The 22308-nt window shown below is 34.3% G+C and carries 17 protein-coding genes; 10 read left to right on the forward strand and 7 right to left on the reverse strand.

Annotated features, from left to right (window positions below; all coding sequences use genetic code 11):
- Position 1: 1 nt before the first annotated feature.
- From ASC72_RS19520 to miaB, 4 genes are all read right to left on the reverse strand, one after another.
- Positions 2–1690: a tetratricopeptide repeat protein gene (locus ASC72_RS19520; protein WP_056194807.1), complete on the reverse strand. Its 1689-nt coding sequence runs from the start codon at positions 1688–1690 to the stop codon at positions 2–4.
- 92 nt (positions 1691–1782) lie between these two features.
- Entirely contained in the window at positions 1783–2286 is a 504-nt protein-coding gene (locus ASC72_RS19525; RefSeq protein WP_056194810.1) for an LptE family protein, read from the reverse strand.
- 67 nt (positions 2287–2353) lie between these two features.
- Positions 2354–3613 (reverse strand): sigma-54-dependent Fis family transcriptional regulator, encoded by a 1260-nt coding sequence (locus tag ASC72_RS19530; RefSeq protein ID WP_056194813.1) that lies wholly within the window; start codon positions 3611–3613, stop codon positions 2354–2356.
- A gap of 154 nt (positions 3614–3767) precedes the next feature.
- Positions 3768–5213 (reverse strand): tRNA (N6-isopentenyl adenosine(37)-C2)-methylthiotransferase MiaB, encoded by a 1446-nt coding sequence (gene miaB / locus ASC72_RS19535; RefSeq protein WP_056194816.1) that lies wholly within the window; start codon positions 5211–5213, stop codon positions 3768–3770.
- 462 nt (positions 5214–5675) lie between these two features.
- Between miaB and topA the strand changes: the two genes are divergently transcribed.
- From topA to ASC72_RS19575, 8 genes are all read left to right on the forward strand, one after another.
- Positions 5676–8192 (forward strand): type I DNA topoisomerase, encoded by a 2517-nt coding sequence (gene topA, locus ASC72_RS19540; protein WP_056194819.1) that lies wholly within the window; start codon positions 5676–5678, stop codon positions 8190–8192.
- Between the two features lie 3 nt (positions 8193–8195).
- Positions 8196–9347, forward strand: coding sequence for a formimidoylglutamase (locus ASC72_RS19545; protein ID WP_056194821.1), 1152 nt, complete (start codon positions 8196–8198; stop codon positions 9345–9347).
- Between the two features lie 263 nt (positions 9348–9610).
- Complete coding sequence (gldK, locus tag ASC72_RS19550; protein ID WP_056194824.1) at positions 9611–11011, forward strand: gliding motility lipoprotein GldK; 1401 nt, start codon at positions 9611–9613, stop codon at positions 11009–11011.
- 61 nt (positions 11012–11072) lie between these two features.
- Positions 11073–11720, forward strand: coding sequence for a gliding motility protein GldL (gldL, locus tag ASC72_RS19555; protein ID WP_056194827.1), 648 nt, complete (start codon positions 11073–11075; stop codon positions 11718–11720).
- A 52-nt stretch (positions 11721–11772) separates the two neighbouring features.
- Complete coding sequence (gene gldM, locus ASC72_RS19560; RefSeq protein ID WP_056194828.1) at positions 11773–13311, forward strand: gliding motility protein GldM; 1539 nt, start codon at positions 11773–11775, stop codon at positions 13309–13311.
- Positions 13312–13355: 44 nt separating this feature from the next.
- Entirely contained in the window at positions 13356–14345 is a 990-nt protein-coding gene (gldN, locus tag ASC72_RS19565) for a gliding motility protein GldN (protein ID WP_056194832.1), read from the forward strand.
- Between the two features lie 249 nt (positions 14346–14594).
- Positions 14595–15578: a gliding motility protein GldN gene (gldN, locus tag ASC72_RS19570; protein WP_056194834.1), complete on the forward strand. Its 984-nt coding sequence runs from the start codon at positions 14595–14597 to the stop codon at positions 15576–15578.
- A 76-nt stretch (positions 15579–15654) separates the two neighbouring features.
- A complete protein-coding gene (locus ASC72_RS19575) occupies positions 15655–16728 on the forward strand; it encodes an FAD-binding oxidoreductase (protein ID WP_056194837.1) in 1074 nt (357 codons plus the stop codon).
- On the opposite strand, the gene ASC72_RS19580 is transcribed toward ASC72_RS19575, so the two are convergent.
- Positions 16709–17092: a DUF983 domain-containing protein gene (locus ASC72_RS19580; protein ID WP_056194840.1), complete on the reverse strand. Its 384-nt coding sequence runs from the start codon at positions 17090–17092 to the stop codon at positions 16709–16711. The two genes, ASC72_RS19575 and ASC72_RS19580, sit on opposite strands and share 20 nt — an antisense overlap.
- A gap of 66 nt (positions 17093–17158) precedes the next feature.
- On the opposite strand from ASC72_RS19580, the gene ASC72_RS19585 reads away from it, so the two are divergent.
- Complete coding sequence (locus ASC72_RS19585) at positions 17159–19072, forward strand: ABC-F family ATP-binding cassette domain-containing protein (protein ID WP_056194843.1); 1914 nt, start codon at positions 17159–17161, stop codon at positions 19070–19072.
- A 73-nt stretch (positions 19073–19145) separates the two neighbouring features.
- On the opposite strand, the gene ASC72_RS19590 is transcribed toward ASC72_RS19585, so the two are convergent.
- The gene (locus ASC72_RS19590) at positions 19146–20108 is read right to left on the reverse strand and encodes an App1 family protein (protein ID WP_056194846.1); all 963 of its coding nucleotides are present in this window, start codon (positions 20106–20108) and stop codon (positions 19146–19148) included.
- Positions 20109–20172: 64 nt separating this feature from the next.
- On the opposite strand from ASC72_RS19590, the gene ASC72_RS19595 reads away from it, so the two are divergent.
- Entirely contained in the window at positions 20173–21042 is an 870-nt protein-coding gene (locus ASC72_RS19595) for a diacylglycerol kinase family protein (RefSeq protein WP_056194849.1), read from the forward strand.
- A gap of 31 nt (positions 21043–21073) precedes the next feature.
- Here ASC72_RS19595 and ASC72_RS19600 read toward each other — a convergent pair whose 3' ends face one another.
- A complete protein-coding gene (locus ASC72_RS19600; protein ID WP_056194851.1) occupies positions 21074–22219 on the reverse strand; it encodes a peptidogalycan biosysnthesis protein in 1146 nt (381 codons plus the stop codon).
- Between the last annotated feature and the right edge of the window lie 89 nt (positions 22220–22308).

The raw sequence follows: 22308 nt of genomic DNA on the forward strand, positions 1-22308 counted from the left end.
CTTAATTATTATTGTTATTTTGTTGTAAAATCTTAATATCCGAAATACGGTCTGCAAAGAAACTAATTTTTTCTGGATATTTCAAAATTAATATTTCATATGCTTGTATGGCTTTTGTATATTTTTTTTGTTCCAAATATACCCGAGCCAAAGTTTCAGTCATTAGGTAAGAATTCTCTTCGTTATTACTGTCCAATTGTACCGCTGGGACTATTGCAGTTTGTTTTATTGGAGAAATTTTTGGGTTTGCTTCAATAAATTTATTGATTATTTCTGCTTTTTTCTTTTTCTCTTCGTCAATTGTTTCAGGTTTAGCTACCTTTTTGATTGTATTTTCTGCTTTTTGAATTGCTTCTGCTTCTTCCGCAGCATCTTTGCTACGGTCAATAGGTTCTGTTTTAGCTAATTGAAGCCATTCCTGAAACGAATGTTTTTCATTAGCAGAAAAGTCCAAAGGTTTTCCGATTTCCAGATTTTCTTCTGCCGTTTTTACGGTTTCTGAGACGGCAATTTCTTTTGGCTCTTCACTTTCTTTTGGTTCTTCAACTACAGGCACTTCTTCAAAAACAACTGTCGAAACTTCTTGTAGCGAATTGTATACTGATTCTTCAATTGGCTCCACTCTTACATCCGGAATTTCTTCCTCTACAACTTCATCAAAGAAAGTTGGAGTTGGTCCCTTTATAATAGGTGTTGATTCCACAATTGGAGTTGTTTCAATAATAGGAGCGTCATCAATAGTTGAACTTACTTCTTCAAAAGAATCTAAAGTCGGTTGTTCTATTATAAGATCAATTGGGTTTTCTTCAACTTGCACGGGTTCTTCAAAAGTAACGGTTGCTGCTTCTTTAAAAGAATCTAAAATAGATTGCTCTGTAACCGAATCAATTGGTCTTTCTTCAATTTTCGGTTCTTCTCCAAGTTTAGTTGTTATTACTTCTTCAAAGGAATCTAAAGTTGGTATGATTGTATCAATTGGTTTATATTCAATTTTTACTGGCTCTTCAAAAGTAACGCTTGTCGCTTCTGTAAAAGAATCTAAAGTCGGTTGTTCGATAACCGTATCAATTGGTTTTTCTTCAACTACAGGTTCTTCAAAAGTAACAGTTGTCGTTTCTGTAAATGAATCTAAAGCTGGCTGTTCGATAACCGTATCAATTGGTTTTTTTTCAACTACAGGTTCTTCAAAAGTAACAGTTATTGGTTCTGTAAAAGAATCTAAAGCAGGTTGCTCGATAACAGTATCAACTGGTTTTTCTTCCGTTTTTACAGGTTCTTCAAAAGTAACTCCCGTTGCTTCTTTAATAGAATTTAAAATAGACTGCTCGATTGGGTCGATGCGAACTTCTGCCAGTTTCTTCTTTTCTTCTGCTAAGACAATTTCGCTGTCAAATACAATAATATTTAAAAGATCCTTAAGCTTTTTGTCATAATATTCACTTTGAATAGAAGTGAAAGCCTCCGAAGTAATAAAATCAAATAAAACTGAGCGATCAGTAGTATGTGCTGCCGTAACTTTTAATGCATAATTATACTTAAAACTATTTTGATTGTAAAGTCCTTTTAATCGCAATGCGCGTGCACTTTGAAAATATGGAAATTCATTCAAAACATTACCTAATGCTTCCGCCTGCTTTTCTGTAATAGCATCGGGTTTGTTCATTAAGTATGTATAATCAGTTACGTTCATTTTTTGTTGTTTAATCGTTTATTTGTTTAACTGTTTAATCGGAAATGTGTTTGATCGATTTAACGATTAACCGATTAAACAAATCAACATTTTTACCATTTTGCCAAGGACTCATTGAAAATATCCTGCGTGATTCTTTCAAAAATAGTTGTAATCGCTGCATTTAAAACAGATCCTGTTGGTAATGATGTTCCGGGAAAGTCATAGTAAAATTCAAATGTTTTCTCGAAATCATCTGTTTCTTTCTTTCTATTCGAAAACCTGACATTTATACGAATCGTCAAACGGTTTTGAGCCGCCTGCTGATCTGCAGTTGCCGTCATTGGTGTAATTCTGTAATCTACAATTTCGCCCTCATACATTAAATCACCGCTATTGCTTACCAGGTTTAAGTTGGTTTGATTCATAATCAAATCCTGTAGTGCCAGTGTAAATTGTCTGTCGATTCCAGGCTCAATTAAATCAGCATTATTCTGAAAAAAGTTTACCTGAAAAGTTTTGGCATCAATTGTTCCTGTTCCGGTAAAGTTGTAGACACTACAGCCACTGAAAGTCGTAGCGATTACCAGAATTAAAATATATTTTAAATTTTTCATTTCTAATTTTAAGAGTTCAAAGATATTCTTTTTGATTTAAAAACATTTAGCGTCTTTGTGTCAAAAGCTACAAATCAAATTGCTTAATTTTTCTATATAAAGTTCTCTCCGAAATTCCTAATTCATCAGCCGCCGCTTTTCGTTTTCCCTTATTTTTTTCTAATGATTTTTTAATCATTTCGATTTCTTTTTGTTCTAAACGCAGAATTTCTTCTTCTTCAATGGTTTCGGCATCTAAATAATTATTGTCATCCTGTATACGATAATTATCTTCGCGTGGTGCAGGTGTCATAACAGCCGTTCTTGGTTCTTCTTCAAAATCAATTTCGCTGTCGTTTTCCTGAGAACCATATATTTTCTGAATCAAATTCGGATTAATATCCTGCACTTTTGAGTTGCCGTTTTTCATTAACTCTAAAGTAAGTTTTTTCAAATCGTTCAAATCGCTTTTCATATCAAAAAGCACTTTGTATAAAATGTCCCTTTCGGTGCTAAAGTCACTATCCTTTTTCTTATCACTAATTACAGAAGGCAAATTACTTCCTTCGGTTGGTAAATAAGATCGTAAAGTTGCAAGAGTAATATCACGATTCGTTTCTAAAACCGAAATTTGCTCGGCTACGTTTCGAAGTTGACGAATATTACCGTTCCATCTGAATTTTTGCAAAAGCTGAACTGCATCGTCGTCTAATTTCAACGGAGGCATTTTGTATTTGTGCGCAAAATCGGCTACAAATTTTCGGAACAATAAATGAATGTCTTCGTTTCTTTCGCGTAAAGGCGGTAAAGTAATTTCAACTGTTGTCAAACGATAGTACAAATCCTCACGGAATTTTCCTTTTTCGATTGCATTAAATAAATTCACGTTCGTTGCCGCAACAATTCTCACATTCGTTTTCTGAACCTGAGACGAACCTACTTTTATAAATTCACCATTTTCTAAAACACGAAGCAAACGAACTTGTGTTGTTAAAGGCAATTCTCCAACTTCGTCTAAGAAAATAGTTCCGCCATCTGCTACTTCAAAATAACCTTCACGAGTGCTTGTTGCACCAGTAAAAGCCCCTTTTTCGTGTCCAAAAAGTTCACTATCAATTGTTCCCTCCGGAATAGCTCCACAGTTTACAGCAATATATTTACCATGCTTTCTATGCGAAAGCGAATGGATTATTCTCGGAATATTCTCTTTACCAACACCACTTTCCCCAGTTACCATTACCGAAATATCAGTAGGAGCAACCTGAATGGCTTTTTCAATGGCGCGATTTAATTTTGGGTCATTCCCAATAATCTCAAATCGTTGTTTTATTGCTTGAACTGTTTCCATGTATTTTTTTGTTTCAAGTTTTTATTGGTTTCAGGTTTCAAGTTTCTCACTGAAACTGAAATTTAACTTTTAACCTCGTGCTTATATATTTTTGTTTCAGGTTTTAAGCTTCAAGTTACGCAAAGAACCTGAAACTTGAAACCTGAAACTAATTTTAATTCATTTCACTCAAGCCTACGGCTGTTCCTTTCAATGTTCCTGAAGTACAGCTTTCAATTTTTACATTCACAAAATCTCCAATTTTATAGTTTTCTTTTGGGAAAACTACTGTGATGCTTTGAGAATTTCTTCCCGAAAACTCTTCTTTTGATTTTTTAGACACTTTTTCGACTAAAACCTCTACAACTTGTCCAACGAATTCCTCGCTTCTAAACCAGGCGTGTTTTTGTTGCAAGTCGACAATTTCCTGTAATCTTCTGGCTTTGGTTTCTTCCGGAACATCATCCTCCATTTTTCTTCCTGCCAAAGTTCCCGGACGTTCAGAGTACGAATACATATAACCGAAATTATACTTCACGTATTCCATTAAACTCATTGTATCTTGATGATCTTGCTCTGTTTCTGTTGGGAAACCGGCAATCATATCTTGCGAAATCGACGCATTCGGTACAATAGATCTAATTTTATCAATCAAAATCATATATTCTTCACGAGTGTGCAGACGATTCATTTCTTTTAGAATTCTGTTGCTTCCAGACTGAACAGGCAAGTGAATGTGTTTGCAGATATTCGGATATTTGGCGATAACATGCAAAATGCTTTCGTGCATGTCCTGCGGGTTAGAAGTCGAAAATCTGATTCGCATTTTAGGGAAACCAACGGCAACCATTTCAAGCAATTGATCAAAATCGACAGCAGTTGCTTTTTGCATTTCAGAAGCGCTTACAAAATCCTTCTTCAAACCACCGCCGTACCATAGGTAACTGTCAACGTTTTGTCCTAAAAGCGTAATTTCCTTAAAACCTTTATCCCATAAATCCTGAATTTCCTTCATGATACTTTGAGGTTCACGACTACGCTCACGACCACGAGTAAAAGGAACGACGCAAAACGTACACATATTATCGCAACCACGGGTAATTGAAACCAAAGCTGTAATTCCGTTGCTCATCAAACGAACCGGCGAAATATCTCCGTACGTTTCCTCTTTCGATAAAATTACATTGATGGCGTCACGGCCTTCCTCCACTTCTGCCAATAAATTCGGTAAATCTTTGTAAGCATCAGGTCCAACAACAAGATCGACTATTTTTTCTTCCTCCAGAAACTGACTTTTCAAACGCTCGGCCATACAGCCCAAAACGCCGACTTTCATTTTCGGGTTAATGCGTTTCACCGCATTATATTTCTCCAGACGTTTACGAATAGTTTGTTCAGCCTTATCCCGAATCGAGCAAGTGTTTACAAGAACCAAATCGGCTTCTTCAAGAGTTTGTGTAGTATTGTATCCGTTAATCGATAAAATGGAAGCTACGACCTCACTGTCCGAAAAATTCATCGCACAACCGTAACTTTCTATAAAAAGTTTCTTAGTATTCTCCGGTTTATTTTCTAAAACAAGACTTTCGCCCTGCTTGCTTTCTTCAATAATCTTTTCCATTGTATAATTTCAAAGTGCAAAGATAACGCAAAAGGTATAAATATGACAAGATGGCAGAGAAAGAATTAACAATGTTTTTTGAAATGTTGATGATTCTATTTTAAGGTGCTTTTTACCTTAATTATGGTAATTAGAAGCTATTTCCAGCTTTCGATTTCATGTCCTCATAAAATAAGCTAATTTTTCTAACCCAAAAGGAGCTTTCGTTGGTCGCTGTTTTCTGGCAAGAGAAATCAGCTTTTTTTTACTCCGGGCTTTTCTCTTCAATCTGGGCTAGGGCACTCGGGTAAAAAGCACATTCTTGATACATAATCCATTTAAAATTATACCTATATATATAATAGGTGAGAATACAGATAAATCTGCAATTTTTAGAAACATAATATCAAAATACCTCAAAAATGCATTATCAGGGTTGATATTTAAAAAAAACTTCTACTTTTGTTGCAGAAAAATAGATCAATGGCAAAGAATTTAGTAATAGTGGAATCACCTGCAAAGGCGAAAACGATAGAGAAATTTCTAGGAAGTGATTTTCAGGTCGAGTCAAGTTATGGCCACATAGCAGACTTACCATCAAAGGAAATAGGGGTAGATGTAGAAAATGGATTTAAACCTAAATATGAAGTTTCTCCTGATAAAAAAGCCTTAGTAAGTAAACTAAAAACACTATCTAAAAATGCCGAAATGGTTTGGTTAGCAAGTGATGAGGACCGCGAGGGAGAAGCTATTTCATGGCACTTGGCGGAAGAATTAAAACTAGATATTAAAAAAACCAAAAGAATTGTTTTTCATGAGATTACCAAATCAGCGATTCTTAAAGCAATCGAGAATCCAAGAGAAATTGATTATAACTTAGTAAACGCGCAACAGGCACGTCGTGTTCTGGATCGTTTGGTAGGTTACGAATTGTCTCCGGTTTTATGGAGAAAAATTAAAGGCGGACTTTCTGCCGGACGTGTACAATCTGTTTCTGTTCGTTTGATTGTTGAGAGAGAACGCGAAATTCAGAATTTTAATGCCGTTGCGAGTTATTCAATTGTAGCAGAATTTGTGAATGAGGCAGGAAAAGCTTTTAAAGCTAAATTGCCAAAAAACTTCAATACTAAAAAAGAAGCCGAAGATTTCTTAAAACAAAACATCGGATCTAAATATAAGGTAGCCGATTTAGAAACTAAACCTACCAAAAAATCTCCAACAGCACCTTTTACAACTTCTACACTTCAACAGGAAGCTGCCAGAAAATTGTATTTACCAGTAGGAATCACAATGCAATTAGCGCAACGTTTATACGAGGCCGGACTTATTACGTATATGAGAACGGATAGTGTGAACCTTTCTAAAGATGCAATGGATGCTGCTGAGGCTGAAATCATAAAATCATACGGAAAAGAGTTTTCGAAACCGAGAACTTTTGCCAACAAAAGCAAAGGAGCACAAGAAGCGCACGAAGCCATTCGTCCGACTGATATGTCGCGCCACACGGTAAATATTGACCGTGACCAGGCTCGTTTGTATGATTTGATCTGGAAAAGAACATTGGCATCTCAAATGAGCGATGCACAATTAGAAAGAACAAACGTAAAAATTGAAGCGAATAATCACAGTGAAATTTTTACAGCTTCCGGAGAAGTATTGCTTTTTGAAGGTTTCTTAAAAGTGTACTTAGAAGGGCATGATGATGACGAGGAAGAGCAAGAAGGAATGTTGCCAGCTTTAAAAGTGAATGAAAAATTGGTTAACAATTATATTACAGCTACAGAACGATATTCAAGACCTCCGGCGCGTTATACAGAGGCTTCTTTGGTGAAAAAATTAGAAGAATTAGGAATTGGTCGTCCGTCTACGTATGCCCCAACTATTTCGACTATCATCAACAGAAATTATGTTGAGAAAGGAACATTGGAAGGTCAGGAACGCAATTATACACAACTTACTTTACAGGCTGATAAAGTTGGCGAGAAGTTGTTGAAAGAAAATACAGGTTCGGATAAAGGGAAATTAGTTCCAACAGATATTGGAACAATCGTTACTGATTTCTTAGTCAAAAACTTCGGAAATATCCTTGATTATAATTTCACTGCAAAAGTAGAACAGGATTTTGACGAAATTGCAGAAGGAAATATAGATTGGGCAACCATGATGCAGGAATTCTATGATAAGTTTCATCCAAATGTTAAAGATGTTGAGGCAAATGCAGAAAGAGAAAGCGGTGAAAGGATTCTGGGTAAAGATGCAGATGGAAGACAGGTATCTGTTCGTTTAGGAAAATTTGGACCAATGGCTCAAATTGGAGAAGCAGACGATGAAGATAAAAAATTTGCCAGTTTAATGGCGGATCAAAATATTGGAAATATTACGCTGGAAGATGCTTTGAATTTGTTTTTATTGCCTAAAAACTTAGGTGAATATAAAGGCGAAGAAGTGGAAGTAAGCAATGGACGCTACGGACCTTATGTGCGTCATGGAAGTGTTTTTATTTCGCTGCCAAGAGGTGAGGATCCACTTGCTGTTACAAAAGAAAGAGCTCAGGAATTAATTGACGAAAAAGCACTAGCTGATGCGCCAATTGCAGTTTACAAAGGAGAAGCAGTTCAAAAAGGAGTGGGGCGTTTTGGTCCGTTCATCAAATGGAATGGTCTTTTTGTGAATGTGAGCAAAAAATACAATTTTGATAATTTATCGCAAAATGATGTTGAAGAACTGATTGAAGATAAATTACAAAAAAATATAGACAAAGTGCTTCACAATTGGGAAGACGAAGGAATTTTGGTTGAAAAAGCACGTTGGGGCCGCTCGGTTATCACAAAAGGCAAAATCAAAATTGAACTAAGCAAAGATGTTGATGCAACGAAATTAACATTGGCCGAAGTTCAGGAAATGATTGCGAAAAAGACGCCAGCAAAGAAAGCACCAGCAAAGAAAGCAACAACAGCAAAGAAAGCTCCGGCTAAAAAGCCAGCTGTTAAAAAGAAATAATAAATGGAATTTGATTTTCTAGAACCAGTTAACGACGGAATTTTACAATTCATTAGTTCGTTGTCTTCGCAAGAATTGGGTAGCAAAATTGTTTTGCATACTCAGGATCAATTTCCTGATATTAGCAAGGTGCATATAGCTATAGTAGGTGTTTTAGAAGATCGGAGAAATATTAACATGGTTAATGAAGTTAACCTGAATGCAGTTAGAAAAAAACTGTATAGTATGTTTCCTGGCAACTGGGATGCGTCAATTGCTGATTTGGGTGATATCCTTGCGGGAGATTCTGTAGAAGATACGTATTTTGCGTTAAAAAAAGTAACGGCTGCTTTAATTAAGAATAAAGTTATTCCTATAGTCGTGGGAGGTTCACAGGATTTGACCTATGCCTTGTATCGTGCATATGACGATTTAGAGCAAATGGTAAATATGGTTGCTGTAGATAATCGATTTGATTTTGGTAAGGAAAACGAAACGGTTTCGGCCAATTCGTATCTGACGAAAATCATTATAGATGAGCCAAATAACCTGTTTAACTATTGTAATATAGGATATCAAACCTACTATAACTCGCAGGAAGAAATTGATTTGATTGAAAAACTGTTCTTTGATGCTTATCGTTTAGGGGAAATTTCAAATAATATTGCTTTAGCAGAGCCTGTTTTTAGAGATGCTGATTTGGTTACTATTGATTTGAATTCGGTAAAATCTTCAGATTCAGGTAACAATATTTCTTTTGAACCTAATGGTTTCAACGGAAAAGAGATTTGTTCGCTTTCAAGATATGCCGGAATTAGTGATAAAGTTTCATCATTTGGAATCTTTAATCACAATAGTACCGTATATGAGTCGGCCATGATCGCCCAAATTGTTTGGTATTTTATTGAAGGATATCATTATCGTTCTAAAGAATATCCATTTGGCAGCAGGACTAACTATCTGAAATACATAGTGCCACTGGAAGAGGAAGAACTCATCTTTTACAAAAGTGATAAAACAGAGCGTTGGTGGATCGAAATTCCATTTGTATCAAATGGGAACAATAAATTAAAAAGAAATACGTTATTACCGTGTTCTTATGAAGAATATTTGTGTGCTTGTAATCAAGAATTGCCAGAAAGATGGTGGAAAGCACAAAGAAAAAATGCTTTATAAAAGATAATTTTTAAAAAAATCTTAATTCTTTAGAATTATTAAAAATAAGTTAAGATAATTTAGTAGGAAAATAAATATATAATATAAAATTTAACGTTTTACGTCGATTTTTTACGCTAGTTTGTCGATGAAATATTTTTTTTTTATTTTATTTAACATTATTTTTGAACGGTAAAATAAATTTCGCAACTAGTATTGTTTTTTAGATAAATAATAAATACGTTTACGGACTTATAATAATGAATAGATAATCCCAAATTTATATGAAGAAGTTTTTTGCATTTGCAGCAATATTAACACTAGTAATCGGCTGTGGTAAGTCAGGTGACAAGGGTGAGTTAGTTGGTGTTACAGGAGGGAAATGGCATCCTGAGAAACCTTATGGAATGACATTAGTTCCAGGTGGATCCTTTATTATGGGTAAATCAGATGCTGATTTAGCTAATGTAGAAGACGCTCCAACTAAAACGGTAACAGTTCGTTCATTTTATATGGATGAAACTGAAATCACAAATAGCGAGTATCGTCAGTTTGTGGAGTGGGTAAAAGACTCTACAATGAGAGTTCGTTTGGCTATTTTGGCTGATGAAACAGGACAAAAAGCCGCTGGTGATGGTAAGGGTAAAAAGGCAGGTAGTATTGCTGACTATGCATTTAATGATTCTGAGCCAGATAAGATGACGGCGTATGATAAATATATGTATGATAATTACTATAGTGTAGGAACGAAAGATGATCCATATGCTGGTAGAAAATTAAACAAAAAAGTTAAGTTAATTAAAGATACTAAAGCTTATCCGGATGAGTATTACACTGAAGTAATGGATTCTATGTATTTGCCAATTGAAGAATCATACAATGGTTTAAGAACAATTGATGTGAATAAATTGAAATTCCGTTATTCATGGATGGATATTCAGGCTGCTGCTAAAGCTAAAGTTGGAAAAAGAAAAGATTTCGTTAAAACAGAACAAATCGGAATTTATCCTGATACAACGGTTTGGATTAAAGATTTCGCTTATTCTTATAATGAGCCAATGCATAATGATTATTTCTGGCACAAAGCTTATGGAGATTATCCTGTAGTTGGTGTGACATGGAAACAAGCTAAAGCTTTCTGTGCATGGAGAACTTTAAATAAAAACAGTTATATTAAATCTAAGAAAAAAGGACGTGATTTAGTAAATGCTTTCAGATTACCTACAGAGGCAGAATGGGAGTATGCTGCAAGAGGAGGTCTGGAATCTGCAACTTACCCTTGGGGAGGTCCTTATACTAAGAGTGACAGAGGATGTTTCTTAGCAAACTTCAAACCAAGCAGAGGAGATTATGCTGCTGATGAGGCTTTGTATACAGTAGAAGCTAAATCTTATGATGTAAATGGTTACGGATTGTATAATATGGCAGGAAACGTTTCAGAGTGGACAGATTCAGCTTACAATCCAAATGCATATGAATATGTTTCAACGATGAATCCAAACGTTATCGACGGGAACAATCAAAGAAAAGTGGTTCGTGGTGGATCATGGAAAGATGTTGCTTACTTCCTACAGGTAGGTACACGTGATCACGAATATGCTGATTCTGCAAGAAGTTACATTGGTTTCAGAACTGTACAAGATTACATGGGAACTCAGGTAACTGGCGGAAAAAAGAAAAAGTAAATTACAATTAAATTCAATAACCAAATCAAATCTATTTTATTAAAACCTAAAAAAAAGTATTATGGCATTATTAAGTAAAAAAGCAATGAATTTCGCTTATGGTATGGGAGCGGCAGTAGTAATCATTGGAGCATTATTCAAAATTACTCACTTTGAAATCGGACCATTAACAGGAACGTTAATGCTTTCTGTTGGATTAGTAACTGAGGCGTTAATCTTTGCTCTTTCTGCTTTCGAACCAGTAGACGACGAATTAGACTGGACTCTTGTTTACCCTGAATTAGCGAATGGTCAGGCTAGAAAAAAAACTGACAAAGTAGAGACTCCAACTGACGCCCAAGGCTTGTTGTCTCAAAAATTAGATGCTATGTTGAAAGAAGCTAAAATTGACGGTGAATTAATGTCAAGCTTAGGAAACTCAATCAAAAATTTCGAAGGAGCTGCAAAAGCAATTTCTCCAACAGTAGATTCTATTGCAGGACAAAAGAAATATGCTGAAGAAATGTCTATGGCTGCTGCACAAATGGAATCTTTAAATAGCTTATACAAAGTACAATTAGAAAGTGCGTCAAGAAATGCACAAGCAAACAGCGAAATCGCTGAAAATGCTTCTAAATTAAAAGAACAAATGCAATCAATGACTGCAAACATTGCTTCTTTGAACAGTGTTTATGGTGGTATGCTTTCTGCAATGAGTAACAAAGGATAATTAGTTTTTAACTATTATATTAAATTTATTAATAAGAACTAATTAGAAAAAAATGGCAGGAGGAAAATTAACCCCTAGACAGAAGATGATTAACCTGATGTATCTGGTTTTCATCGCAATGTTAGCAATGAATATGTCCAAAGAAGTGTTATCTGCTTTTGGATTAATGAATGAAAAATTTGAAAGCGCTAACACATCTTCAGAACAATCAAATGCTGGTTTATTGATGTCGTTAGACCAAAAAGCGGCTGAGGCAAAAGGAGAATTTGCTATTGCTGCAGTTACAGCTCATAAAGTTGAAACAACTTCGAAAGAATTTTACGCATACATCGGTTCTTTAAAAGGTGATGTTTTAAAAGGTTTCGAATCTGACAAAGAAACAGGAAAATTACCTTATGAGTCTATGGACAAAGGTGATAATATCGACAACTGGTTTACTGGTGAAGGATATACTGCTAAAGGAAATGAAATCATCTCTAAAATTGAAAAATACAAAGCAGACATGAAAGCTGCTTTAGCAGACAAAAAATATGCTGCAATTTTAGCTGAGGTTGAAAAGAAATTTGATGTTTCTGATGTAAAAAACAAAGAAGGTTTAAAAGATAAGTATTTAGCATACCACTTTAAGGGTTTTCCTGCAGTTGCTTCATTAGCTAAGCTTTCAGCTTGGCAAAATGACGTTCAAAAAGCAGAATCTGATGTTTACAGTGCTGCTTTAGGAAAAGCTGCGGTTGCTGCTGCTTCTTATAGCAATTATCAGGCAATCGTTGTTTTAGATAAAAATGCTTACTTTCAGGGAGAAAAAGTTACAGGTAAGGTAGTTTTAGGTCGTTATGACGAAAACACTAAACCAACTTCATTCCAGGGTCCTGGAAAAATCGTTAACGGACAAGCTGTTATTTCATTAACTGCTGGTGGTGTTGGAGAACAGGATATTAATGGACAATTTACGTTCTTAGAGGATGGAAAAAACATTCCTTTGAAATTTAAAGGAACTTATGTTGTAGTACCAAAACCTAATTCAGCTACTATTTCTGCTGATAAAATGAATGTTGTTTATAGAGGTGTGGTTAACCCAATCTCTGTTTCATTCGCTGGTGTTGATGCTAACAAAATTGTTGCAAGTGCTCCAGGTCTGGCTTCTGCTGGAAAACCTGGTAAATATAACATGAGCCCGGGTTCAGGTACTGAGACTACAATTTCAGTTACAGGAACTTTACCAAACGGTGACAAAGTTACAGATAAGAAATCATTCAGAATTAAAGGTATTCCTGGACCAACAGGTACAATTAGAGGTGAGATGGGTGTTGTTAAAGGACCTAAATCTAACTTAGAGATTGCTACTATTGGTGCTAAATTACTTGATTTTGATTTTGAAGTTGGTTTAGATGTTGTTGGATTTAACTTAAAAATTGCAGGACAACCTACAGTTGTTGTTAATGGTAATAAATTAAATGCACAATGTAAATCAGTTCTTTCTAAAGCTGGAAGAGGAGATCAGGTTACTATTTCTGAAATTAAAACTAAACTTGTTGGAGCTGGTAGTTATTTATTGCCACGTACTGCTCCGGTAATTTACGAAATACAATAATAAAGTAGGTAAACCTACGTTCAATATCTTATAATGATATCATGATGAAAGTAAGAAATTTTTTAATAGCTATAGTTTCTATCGCAGGAGGTTTCGCTTCTAACGCGCAATCGAATTTGCTTAACGCAAAAACACCAGAACAGATAGGACTTAAGACTCCTGCACAACTTATCTCGGACAACGATAAGCCATTGGCTTATGGTTATGTAGATGATAGAGATGTCTTGATGGGAAAAACAACTTGGGAGATCATTGATTTGAATGAAAAAATCAACTTTCCATTATATTTTCCAGTAGATACAGCTAATATTGGTTCAGATAGACGTTCACTTTATGATGTTTTGACGAAAGCCATCAAAAGTGGTAAAGTAACTGAGATTTATACTGACAGTTACTTCAATACTAAAAAATCTATGAAAGACATCGAAGGATCATTATCTCGTATTGATACAACTGATGCTGGTAGAGAACTTATCAACCAATATCCGGATGACTACAAAACTCACGTTGTGAAGAAAAAAGTAGTTACTGGTACAGGTAAAAAGAAAGTTGTAACTTATGTTGATGAAACAGTTGGAGCAACAAGAACAGTACCTTCAGAGTACATTCTTAAACAAGATTTAACTGCTCAGGACGTTACACAATACAAAATTAAAGGGTACTGGTATTTTGACAAACGTCAAAGTGAATTGAAGTATCGTTTGCTTGGAATTTGTCCGGTTACTCCTGATGTTTATACGATGAACAGTGATGAAAAAGATTATATTGAGTTATTTTGGGTTTTCTTCCCTAATGCGAGAGAAGCATTACATGAAGCAAAGGCCTTTAACGACAATAATTCAGCATTGCCAATTTCATTTGATCAGATCTTAAATTCAAGACGTTTTAATGCAGTAATCTACAAAGAAGAAAACTTGTACGGAGATCGTGAGATTAAAGAATACATGAAAGATAATGCACAAAACCAGTTATTAGAATCTGAAAGAGTAAAAGAGAAGATTCGTAATTTCGAACAAGATATGTGGAACTACTAAGTATCTATATTACATTTTAAAAAAACTCTTACTACCTTTGTAGTAAGAGTTTTTTTTATTTAGTCTATGTCGCTTTGAACTATTGTATGGCAATAGAATGTTCATTTAGTGTTGAATTTGTTTAAAATTAATTATTTCTTAACCACGCTATTCTTAAAAAGCAATTATTCCATTTCTAATTTTTTGTAGGAAAAATAGAATAAAATAAAAAAAAACTTCGTTGAGTTAGTTATAAATAATTTTATGATGATGAAGGTGAAAAGTTTTTTATTAGCTATTTTCTTTATGGCATACGCTACTGCCAGTGCACAATCTAATTTGTTAAATGCTAAAACAGCTGATCAAATTGGCCAAAAGTCGGCTGCCCAGCTGAGATCTGATAATGATAGGCCATTGGCTTACGGATATGTAAATGACAGAGATGTCCTGATGGGAAAAACTACCTGGGAGATTATTGATTTGAATGAGAAAATTAATTTCCCCTTATATTTTCCGGTTGATACAACTAACATTGGTCCGGGCAGGCGTTCTCTTTATGATGTGTTGACCAAAGCGATTAAAAGTGGAAGAATTACCGAAGTGTATGCAGACAGTTATTTTACTACTAAAAAAACAATGAAAGACATTGAAGGATCACTATCTCGTATTGATACAACGGATGCCGGTAGAGAACTTATCAATCAATATCCGGATGATTATAAAACTCATGTTGTAAAGAAAAAAGTAATTACCGGTACTGGTAAAAAGAAAGTTGTAACCTATGTTGACGAAACGGTTGGAGCTACACGGACAGTTCCTGCTGAATACATTCTAAAACAAGATCTTACTGCTGCTGATGTTGAGCAATACAAAATTAAGGGATATTGGTATTTTGACAAACGGCAAAGTGAACTGAAATACCGTTTAATTGGAATTTGTCCAGTTACTCCTGATGTTTATACAATGAATAGTGATGAGAAGGATTACATCGAATTATTTTGGGTTTTCTTTCCAAATGCCCGGGATGTTTTAAACGAAGCAAAAGTTTTTATTGAAAATTCGGCAGCTAATATTTCATTTGATCAGATACTGAATTCGAGACGTTTTAATTCAATTATTTATAAAGAAGAAAATGTTTATGGTGATCGTGAAATTAAAGATTACATTAAAGATAATGCACAAAGTCAGTTGTTGGAATCTGAAAGAGTAAAAGAGAAGATTCGTAATTTTGAGCAAGATATGTGGAACTACTAAGTGTCTTATAGTACATTATAACAAAAACTCTTACTACCTTTGTAGTAAGAGTTTTTTTATTTTTTACCTATACTACATGTTAGATTATATAATTGTCGGATCTGGATTGGCCGGGATTTCTTTCGCTGAAATTGCCCTTAAAAACAATAAATCTATTATAGTTGTAGATGATAAGTCTCAAGTATCATCGAGAGTTGCAGGAGGTTTATATAATCCGGTTATTTTAAAACGGTTTAGCGAAGTTTGGAAAGCACAGGAACAATTAGTTCTGATGGATGATTTTTATAATGAAATAGAAGCAAAACTTAAAACTCAGTTTAACTTTAAAATGCCAATTTTAAGAAAGTTTTTTTCTATTGAAGAACAGAATAATTGGTTTGCCACGTCGGATAAAAGGAACTTGGCTCCATTTTTATCCACAAAATTAATTTCCACAAAATATAATGGTATTGATTCACCATATGATTATGGAGAAGTTTTGCATACTGGCTATGTCGATACGGCTTTATTATTAGATACTTATAAAGAATACTTGCTACGGAATAAGCTGCTCTTACAAGAGTCCTTTCATAGCTCTTATATTGAGTTTTTTGATTTTGGAATTCAGTATAAAAATATTCAGGCCCGCCATATTATTTTTGCCGAAGGTTTTGGACTACATAAAAATCCTTTTTTTAATTATTTGCCTTTAGATGGCACAAAGGGTGAGTTGTTTGTAATTAAGGCTTCGGACCTAAACTTAGATGTAATTATAAATACCAGTGTTTTTATTTTGCCGATGGGCAATGATTTATTCAAGGTAGGGGCAACTTATAATTGGCAGGACAAAACAGATTTACCTACTGAAGAGGGTAAACGGGAATTAATTGATCGTATAAGGGAGATTATTTCTTGTGATTTTGAAATCATAAAACATTTTGGAGGAGTTCGCCCAACAGTAAAAGACAGGAGGCCTTTAATTGGTACTCATCATGAGCGTAAATCGCTTCATATCCTTAACGGATTAGGGACTCGGGGAGTCATGCTCGGACCAGCAATGGCAAAAGCTTTATATGACAATATTGAAAATAATATGCCATTAGATCGTGAAATTGATATTCAACGATTTCATAAGAGATATTTAAAAACCCTTATTTCTGACCGGCCTTAGGATCGTAAGAAACAAACATATTGATGTACAAGTTTCTTGAGAGTCGTAAAACAAATGGAAACAAAACGATCAAAGTAATAACGATCGTCAAAAACGATTCTTCGATAGAAGCTCCAAAGAAAACAAACGAAACAATAAATGCGGCAATTCCGAGCGCCACATTTAGTCCATAACTTACATACATTGCGCCATAAAAAAAGGAAGGTTCGATTTGATATTTTAAACCGCAATGACTGCAATTTTCGTTCATTTTGAGAACTTTAGTCAAATGAAGCGGATTTTTGTCCGAATACATGCTCTCATTTTGACATTTTGGACAACTTCCTGTTAAAATACTATTTAGTTTGGATCCTTTTTTTAACATTTGCAAAAAATTTAAACAAAGGTACATTTTTTAAACCTTTACTGCTCGTAACAATAGTCACAAATTATGCTTAATATACACAATCTTTCTGTTTCATTTGGTGGAACTTATTTATTTGAAGAAGTTACTTTTCGTTTAGGCGCCGGAGACCGCGTTGGTCTTGTTGGTAAAAATGGAGCCGGTAAATCGACAATGCTTAAAATGCTAGCAGGAGATTTTGCTCCTGATTCCGGAGTTATTTCTCAGGAGAAAGATATCCGTATGGGGTTTTTACGTCAGGATATCGATTTTGAGCAAGGAAGAACGGTTTTGGAAGAAGCTTATGAAGCTTTTACCGAAATTAAGATTGTAGAAAAAAAACTAGAACAAATCAATCATCAATTGGTTACCAGAACCGATTATGAAAGTGAAGAATACAGTCAGATTATTGAAGATTTATCTGATTATACACATCGTTTTGATCTTCTTGGAGGTTATAATTATGTGGGAGATACAGAAAAAATTCTTTTAGGACTTGGTTTCAAAAGAGAAGTTTTTAATAATCAAACCGAAACATTTTCAGGAGGTTGGAGAATGCGTATCGAGTTGGCTAAGTTATTACTACAGTCAAATGATGTACTGCTACTGGATGAGCCCACCAACCACTTAGATATTGAGAGTATCATTTGGTTAGAAAGTTTCCTTCGTAATTATCCCGGAGTAGTCGTAATTGTATCGCACGATAAAATGTTTTTGGATAATGTTACCAATCGTACGATTGAAATTTCATTAGGAAAAGCATACGATTTCAATAAACCCTATTCTCAATATTTAGAGTTGCGCCATGAGATTCGTGAAAAGCAATTGGCGACTCAAAAGAATCAGGCGAAGAAAATTGAAGAAACAGAAAAATTAATCGAGAAATTTCGTGCAAAAGCTTCAAAAGCTTCAATGGCGCAATCGTTGATTAAAAAATTAGATAAAGTAGAACGAATTGAAGTTGATGAAGACGACAATTCGGTAATGAATATATCTTTTCCGGTTTCAAAAGAACCAGGAAGAGTGGTAGTAGAAGCGGAACATGTAACAAAGGCTTATGGCGATAAAGTTATTTTAAAAGATATTGATTTATTGGTAGAACGCGGAAGCAAAATTGCTTTTGTGGGTCAAAATGGTCAGGGAAAATCAACTTTTATTAAAGCTATCGTAAATGAATTTGAATATCAGGGGAATATCAAATTAGGACATAATGTTCAATTAGGTTATTTCGCTCAAAATCAAGCTGAATATCTTGATGGTGAAATTACCCTGCTTCAGACTATGGAAGATGCTGCAATGGATACAAACCGGTCTAAAGTTCGTGACATGTTAGGATCATTTTTGTTCCGTGGAGATGATGTTGAGAAAAAAGTAAAAGTACTTTCGGGAGGAGAACGTAACCGTTTGGCGCTTTGTAAGTTGTTATTACAGCCCATTAACGTCTTGTTAATGGATGAGCCTACCAATCACTTAGATATCAAATCTAAGAACGTTCTAAAGGCCGCACTTCAAAAATTTGGCGGAACTTTATTATTGGTTTCTCACGATAGGGATTTCCTTCAGGGAATGTCAAATATCGTTTACGAATTTAAAGACCAAAAAATAAAAGAATATTTAGGTGATATCAACTATTTCTTAGAACAGCGTAATCTTGAAAACATGCGTGAAGTCGAGAAAAAAGATGTTGCAAAAGCTGCTGCTCCAAAGGAGACCAACAAAGCTTCATACGAAGATCAGAAAAAAGGAAAGTCACTTCAAAACCGATTGAGTAAAGTTGAAAGTCAGATTAAACAATTAGAAAAAGACATTCAACACGACGATAAAATGCTGGCTTCAAACTATGATAAACACATTGAAGATGCTTCATTTTTTACAGCATACAATAAAAAGAAAGCAGATTTGGATCAATTACTTTTAGATTGGGAAGTCGTTCAGGAAGAAATTGATAATTTTAATTCTTAATTTTTAGTTTTCTTTGTTTTAGTTTTCAAGTTTCAGGTTCCTATCGTAACGTGAAACCTGAAACTTGAAACAACTATTTAATAATTCCAATCGATTTGGAGTGCATGATCGCCTGGCTGCTATCTTTAAAATAACAAACCGAAACCTCTAAGTTTTCTAGATTTTTTAAAATAGCCTTTGTAGATTTTTTTTGAAATTTGCCGGTTTGCCTTATGTATACTGCCTTTACAGTGACAGGGAAAATTTTACAAATGTTTTCGTATAAAATAGGATCGTGCTGTGAATCATCTCCCAATAATACATATTTAAGATTCGGATAAAACTCCAACACATGTTTTATCTTGTCAAATTTATGATTGTGATTGCCTCTTCCACTCATAAAAAAATCTGTAATACCACGTCTAATGTCCTTTAATAAAATTACAGCTCTTGGTAATTCATGTATTTTGGTGAATTTCACAATAAAATGGTAGAGATTCCATTCACTGCTGGAGATGTAAAAAAAAGCATTTTCTTCCTCTTTATTGTTTCGTCCGGCCGAACTTAAAGCTTGATAATGTGGTACAACGTCTTTAAAAACCTTTCGATCATTTACACTTTTAAAAAGTAAAATGTATATCTTTTTGAAGAAATTATGTGTGTGCGAAATCAGAAATGTGTCATCAATATCAGATATAATTCCCAAATTCCCGTGATGTGGCCTGATAAAACTTCCTTTAGAAGTTAAAATTTCGGTTTTGTATCGAATGCTCACTTCGTACTCCATCCATCCAAAATTAAATTCTTTTTCAAGTGGAATACAAAACTTAAAATAGCCGTCGTCTAAGGTTTTGGTGTGAATTTCCTGATCGCCAATTTTAAGGTAAACATCAAAATTCTGAATGGTTTTTATTCTAAATTGATTAATAATCGAAGTGGCATTTTTAAAATTTTTCTTCTGAAAATCATATTCATATGTTCTCTTAAATACATGACCCATTACAATTAATTCCTGTTCATTGGCATAACCGCGATATAATTGTAGTATAGGTTTCATTAATTACGTATATTTATATATGCTGTAAATTAATTATTTTAATTGGATTTTTAAATATAAAATTGTGAAAAAGAATATCATATTTGTTGTAAATCCTATTTCTGGCGATTTGGATAAATCAGATTTAGTTAACGCTGTTGCGGAGTTTGCCACTACCAATCATTTTGATTTAGAGGTTTATGAAACCACTGGAAAAAATGATATCAAAGAAATACAATCACTTTACAAACAATATAACCCGGAACGCATAATTGTTGCAGGTGGCGACGGAACTATAAAGATGGTAGCCGAAGCAATGGAACAACATGATGTAATTATCGGCATCCTTCCGGCTGGTTCGGCAAATGGCTTATCAGTTGATTTAAATCTGCCTCCGACCATTGAAGAAAATCTGAAAATTGCTTTTTTGAATCATTATATCGAAATGGATATGATTTGTATAAATGGCAAAAAAAGCATTCATTTGAGCGATATCGGAATTAATGCAGATTTGGTAAAAAATTACGAAGAAAGCAATTTAAGAGGGTTTTGGGGATATGCTTTGCAGGCCTATTCCACAATAAAAGATTTAGACGAACCTTTTATAGCCACTATTTCTGCCAATAATCAAGAGGTGGTACATACAGCCAGAATTATTGTAATTGCGAATTCGCAGCGATATGGAACGGGTGTAACGATAAACCCTAATGGGGTTATGAATGATGGAAAATTTGAATTAGTAATCCTTAAAAGTCTTGATATTTTTCTGTTAGGAAAAATTATTACCGGAAACATGCCAATTGATTCTGATGATATTGTAATTATTTCGACAGACAAGGCTACGATAAAAACAGATTATCCGGTGAATTTTCAAATTGACGGTGAATATTGCGGTGCACAAACTGATCTGGAAATTCATATTCTGCACAAGCAGATGAAAATAGCTATCCCTTAAAAATCTTTCAGTTTTCTAAACTTTGAAATTGTTATTTAAACGGATTACGTTCCTGCCATTCTGTTTTAGGTTCCAGGTAATTAAAAAAGCGGGCTATATTATGATTGATTAAAGCATTGCTATGCGTAATTAAGCCATACATTTTTAAAGGTTTTGCACCAACAGAACTTTTGATTTCAAGTGCTGTTCTGGCAAAAACAATTTCTGAAAAACCCTGATTGATAGAATAAGCAATCATGTCATACAGCATGTTTAAATACAACATTTTCTCGCGCTGGATACTTTCGTCATAACCTAGAAAATAAGTGTCCATTATCGCTCCATTTTTAATTAAAGTATTGAAGCCAATTAGTTTTCCATCTAAAAAATAACCGTACAGTAAAAAATCATCTTTCATGATTTCTTTAAAAAAACTAAAATGATTTCTGGCTAAAAAGAAAGTGTTGAAAGGAGCATTTTTTGCAACATGAAAATAGAGTTCGTAAATGATATCTTCATATTTTAAAATATCAGTTAAGGACATTTTCTGTTTTACAATTCCATCAGCTTTTTTGCGGGCACGCTTGTATTGATCGCGATACTTTTTAGATAAAGCATCAATGTAATCTTGTTCTCTTTTCCAGTTTTCATTGATTTCAAAAATCATATTGGGCTGTGTAGAAAACGTATAATTGTTTTTAAATTCGGCCTGAAGCGGTTTAATTTCTGTTTTCGTAAAATCTTTTATACTGGTAATATGAACTTTTTTTCCTTTAGCTTTCAGGTCTTTTTTAAGCTGATTAATCGCCTTATGGAGTGTTTTAATAGCTTTTGATTGTTGGATGGTTTTATCAAAAGCAAAAGCATTCTGACCCGTCAGCATATTATTGCCAACGAATAAAACATGTGAAGCGAAATTTTTAAAGGCAAAATTACGAACGGAAGTTTTTAAACACTGATCGCGATCGCCAAAAGATTCCAGTTTTTCTGCAAACAAAAATTGGGTTATGGCGATTCCAACAAGTTTTGTTTCTTCAAAAATTCCAATAAAATGACAAATCATATTTACCGGACAGGAATTTTCAAGAACTGTGAGATATTCTCTGGTCAAAAAAATGTTGTCAGAAGTCAGTGAATTCCACTCTACGGGTAGTGAAGATGCACTATTGTATATTTCGAAAGAATAAGTTGTAGTCAAAAGTGAGAGCTAATTTTTTCAAAATTAGATAATATTTATAATAACTGGTGCGGTTTAAGTTATTATTAAGACAAACCCGTTTGAAATTG

This window comes from Flavobacterium sp. Root420 (assembly GCF_001427905.1).
GTDB lineage: Bacteria > Bacteroidota > Bacteroidia > Flavobacteriales > Flavobacteriaceae > Flavobacterium.

Bases quoted from the DNA above. Each gene is read 5' to 3' on its own strand.
- gldN (WP_056194834.1), top strand. From the start codon at position 14,595: ATGAAGGTGAAAAGTTTTTTATTAGCTATTTTCTTTATGGCATACGCT.
- ASC72_RS19530 (WP_056194813.1), bottom strand. From the start codon at position 3,613: ATGGAAACAGTTCAAGCAATAAAACAACGATTTGAGATTATTGGGAAT.
- gldN (WP_056194832.1), top strand. From the start codon at position 13,356: ATGAAAGTAAGAAATTTTTTAATAGCTATAGTTTCTATCGCAGGAGGT.
- gldK (WP_056194824.1), top strand. From the start codon at position 9,611: ATGAAGAAGTTTTTTGCATTTGCAGCAATATTAACACTAGTAATCGGC.
- ASC72_RS19590 (WP_056194846.1), bottom strand. From the start codon at position 20,108: ATGAAACCTATACTACAATTATATCGCGGTTATGCCAATGAACAGGAA.
- ASC72_RS19545 (WP_056194821.1), top strand. From the start codon at position 8,196: ATGGAATTTGATTTTCTAGAACCAGTTAACGACGGAATTTTACAATTC.
- ASC72_RS19575 (WP_056194837.1), top strand. From the start codon at position 15,655: ATGTTAGATTATATAATTGTCGGATCTGGATTGGCCGGGATTTCTTTC.
- ASC72_RS19585 (WP_056194843.1), top strand. From the start codon at position 17,159: ATGCTTAATATACACAATCTTTCTGTTTCATTTGGTGGAACTTATTTA.
- topA (WP_056194819.1), top strand. From the start codon at position 5,676: ATGGCAAAGAATTTAGTAATAGTGGAATCACCTGCAAAGGCGAAAACG.
- gldL (WP_056194827.1), top strand. From the start codon at position 11,073: ATGGCATTATTAAGTAAAAAAGCAATGAATTTCGCTTATGGTATGGGA.
- ASC72_RS19525 (WP_056194810.1), bottom strand. From the start codon at position 2,286: ATGAAAAATTTAAAATATATTTTAATTCTGGTAATCGCTACGACTTTC.
- miaB (WP_056194816.1), bottom strand. From the start codon at position 5,213: ATGGAAAAGATTATTGAAGAAAGCAAGCAGGGCGAAAGTCTTGTTTTA.
- gldM (WP_056194828.1), top strand. From the start codon at position 11,773: ATGGCAGGAGGAAAATTAACCCCTAGACAGAAGATGATTAACCTGATG.
- ASC72_RS19520 (WP_056194807.1), bottom strand. From the start codon at position 1,690: ATGAACGTAACTGATTATACATACTTAATGAACAAACCCGATGCTATT.
- ASC72_RS19580 (WP_056194840.1), bottom strand. From the start codon at position 17,092: ATGTTAAAAAAAGGATCCAAACTAAATAGTATTTTAACAGGAAGTTGT.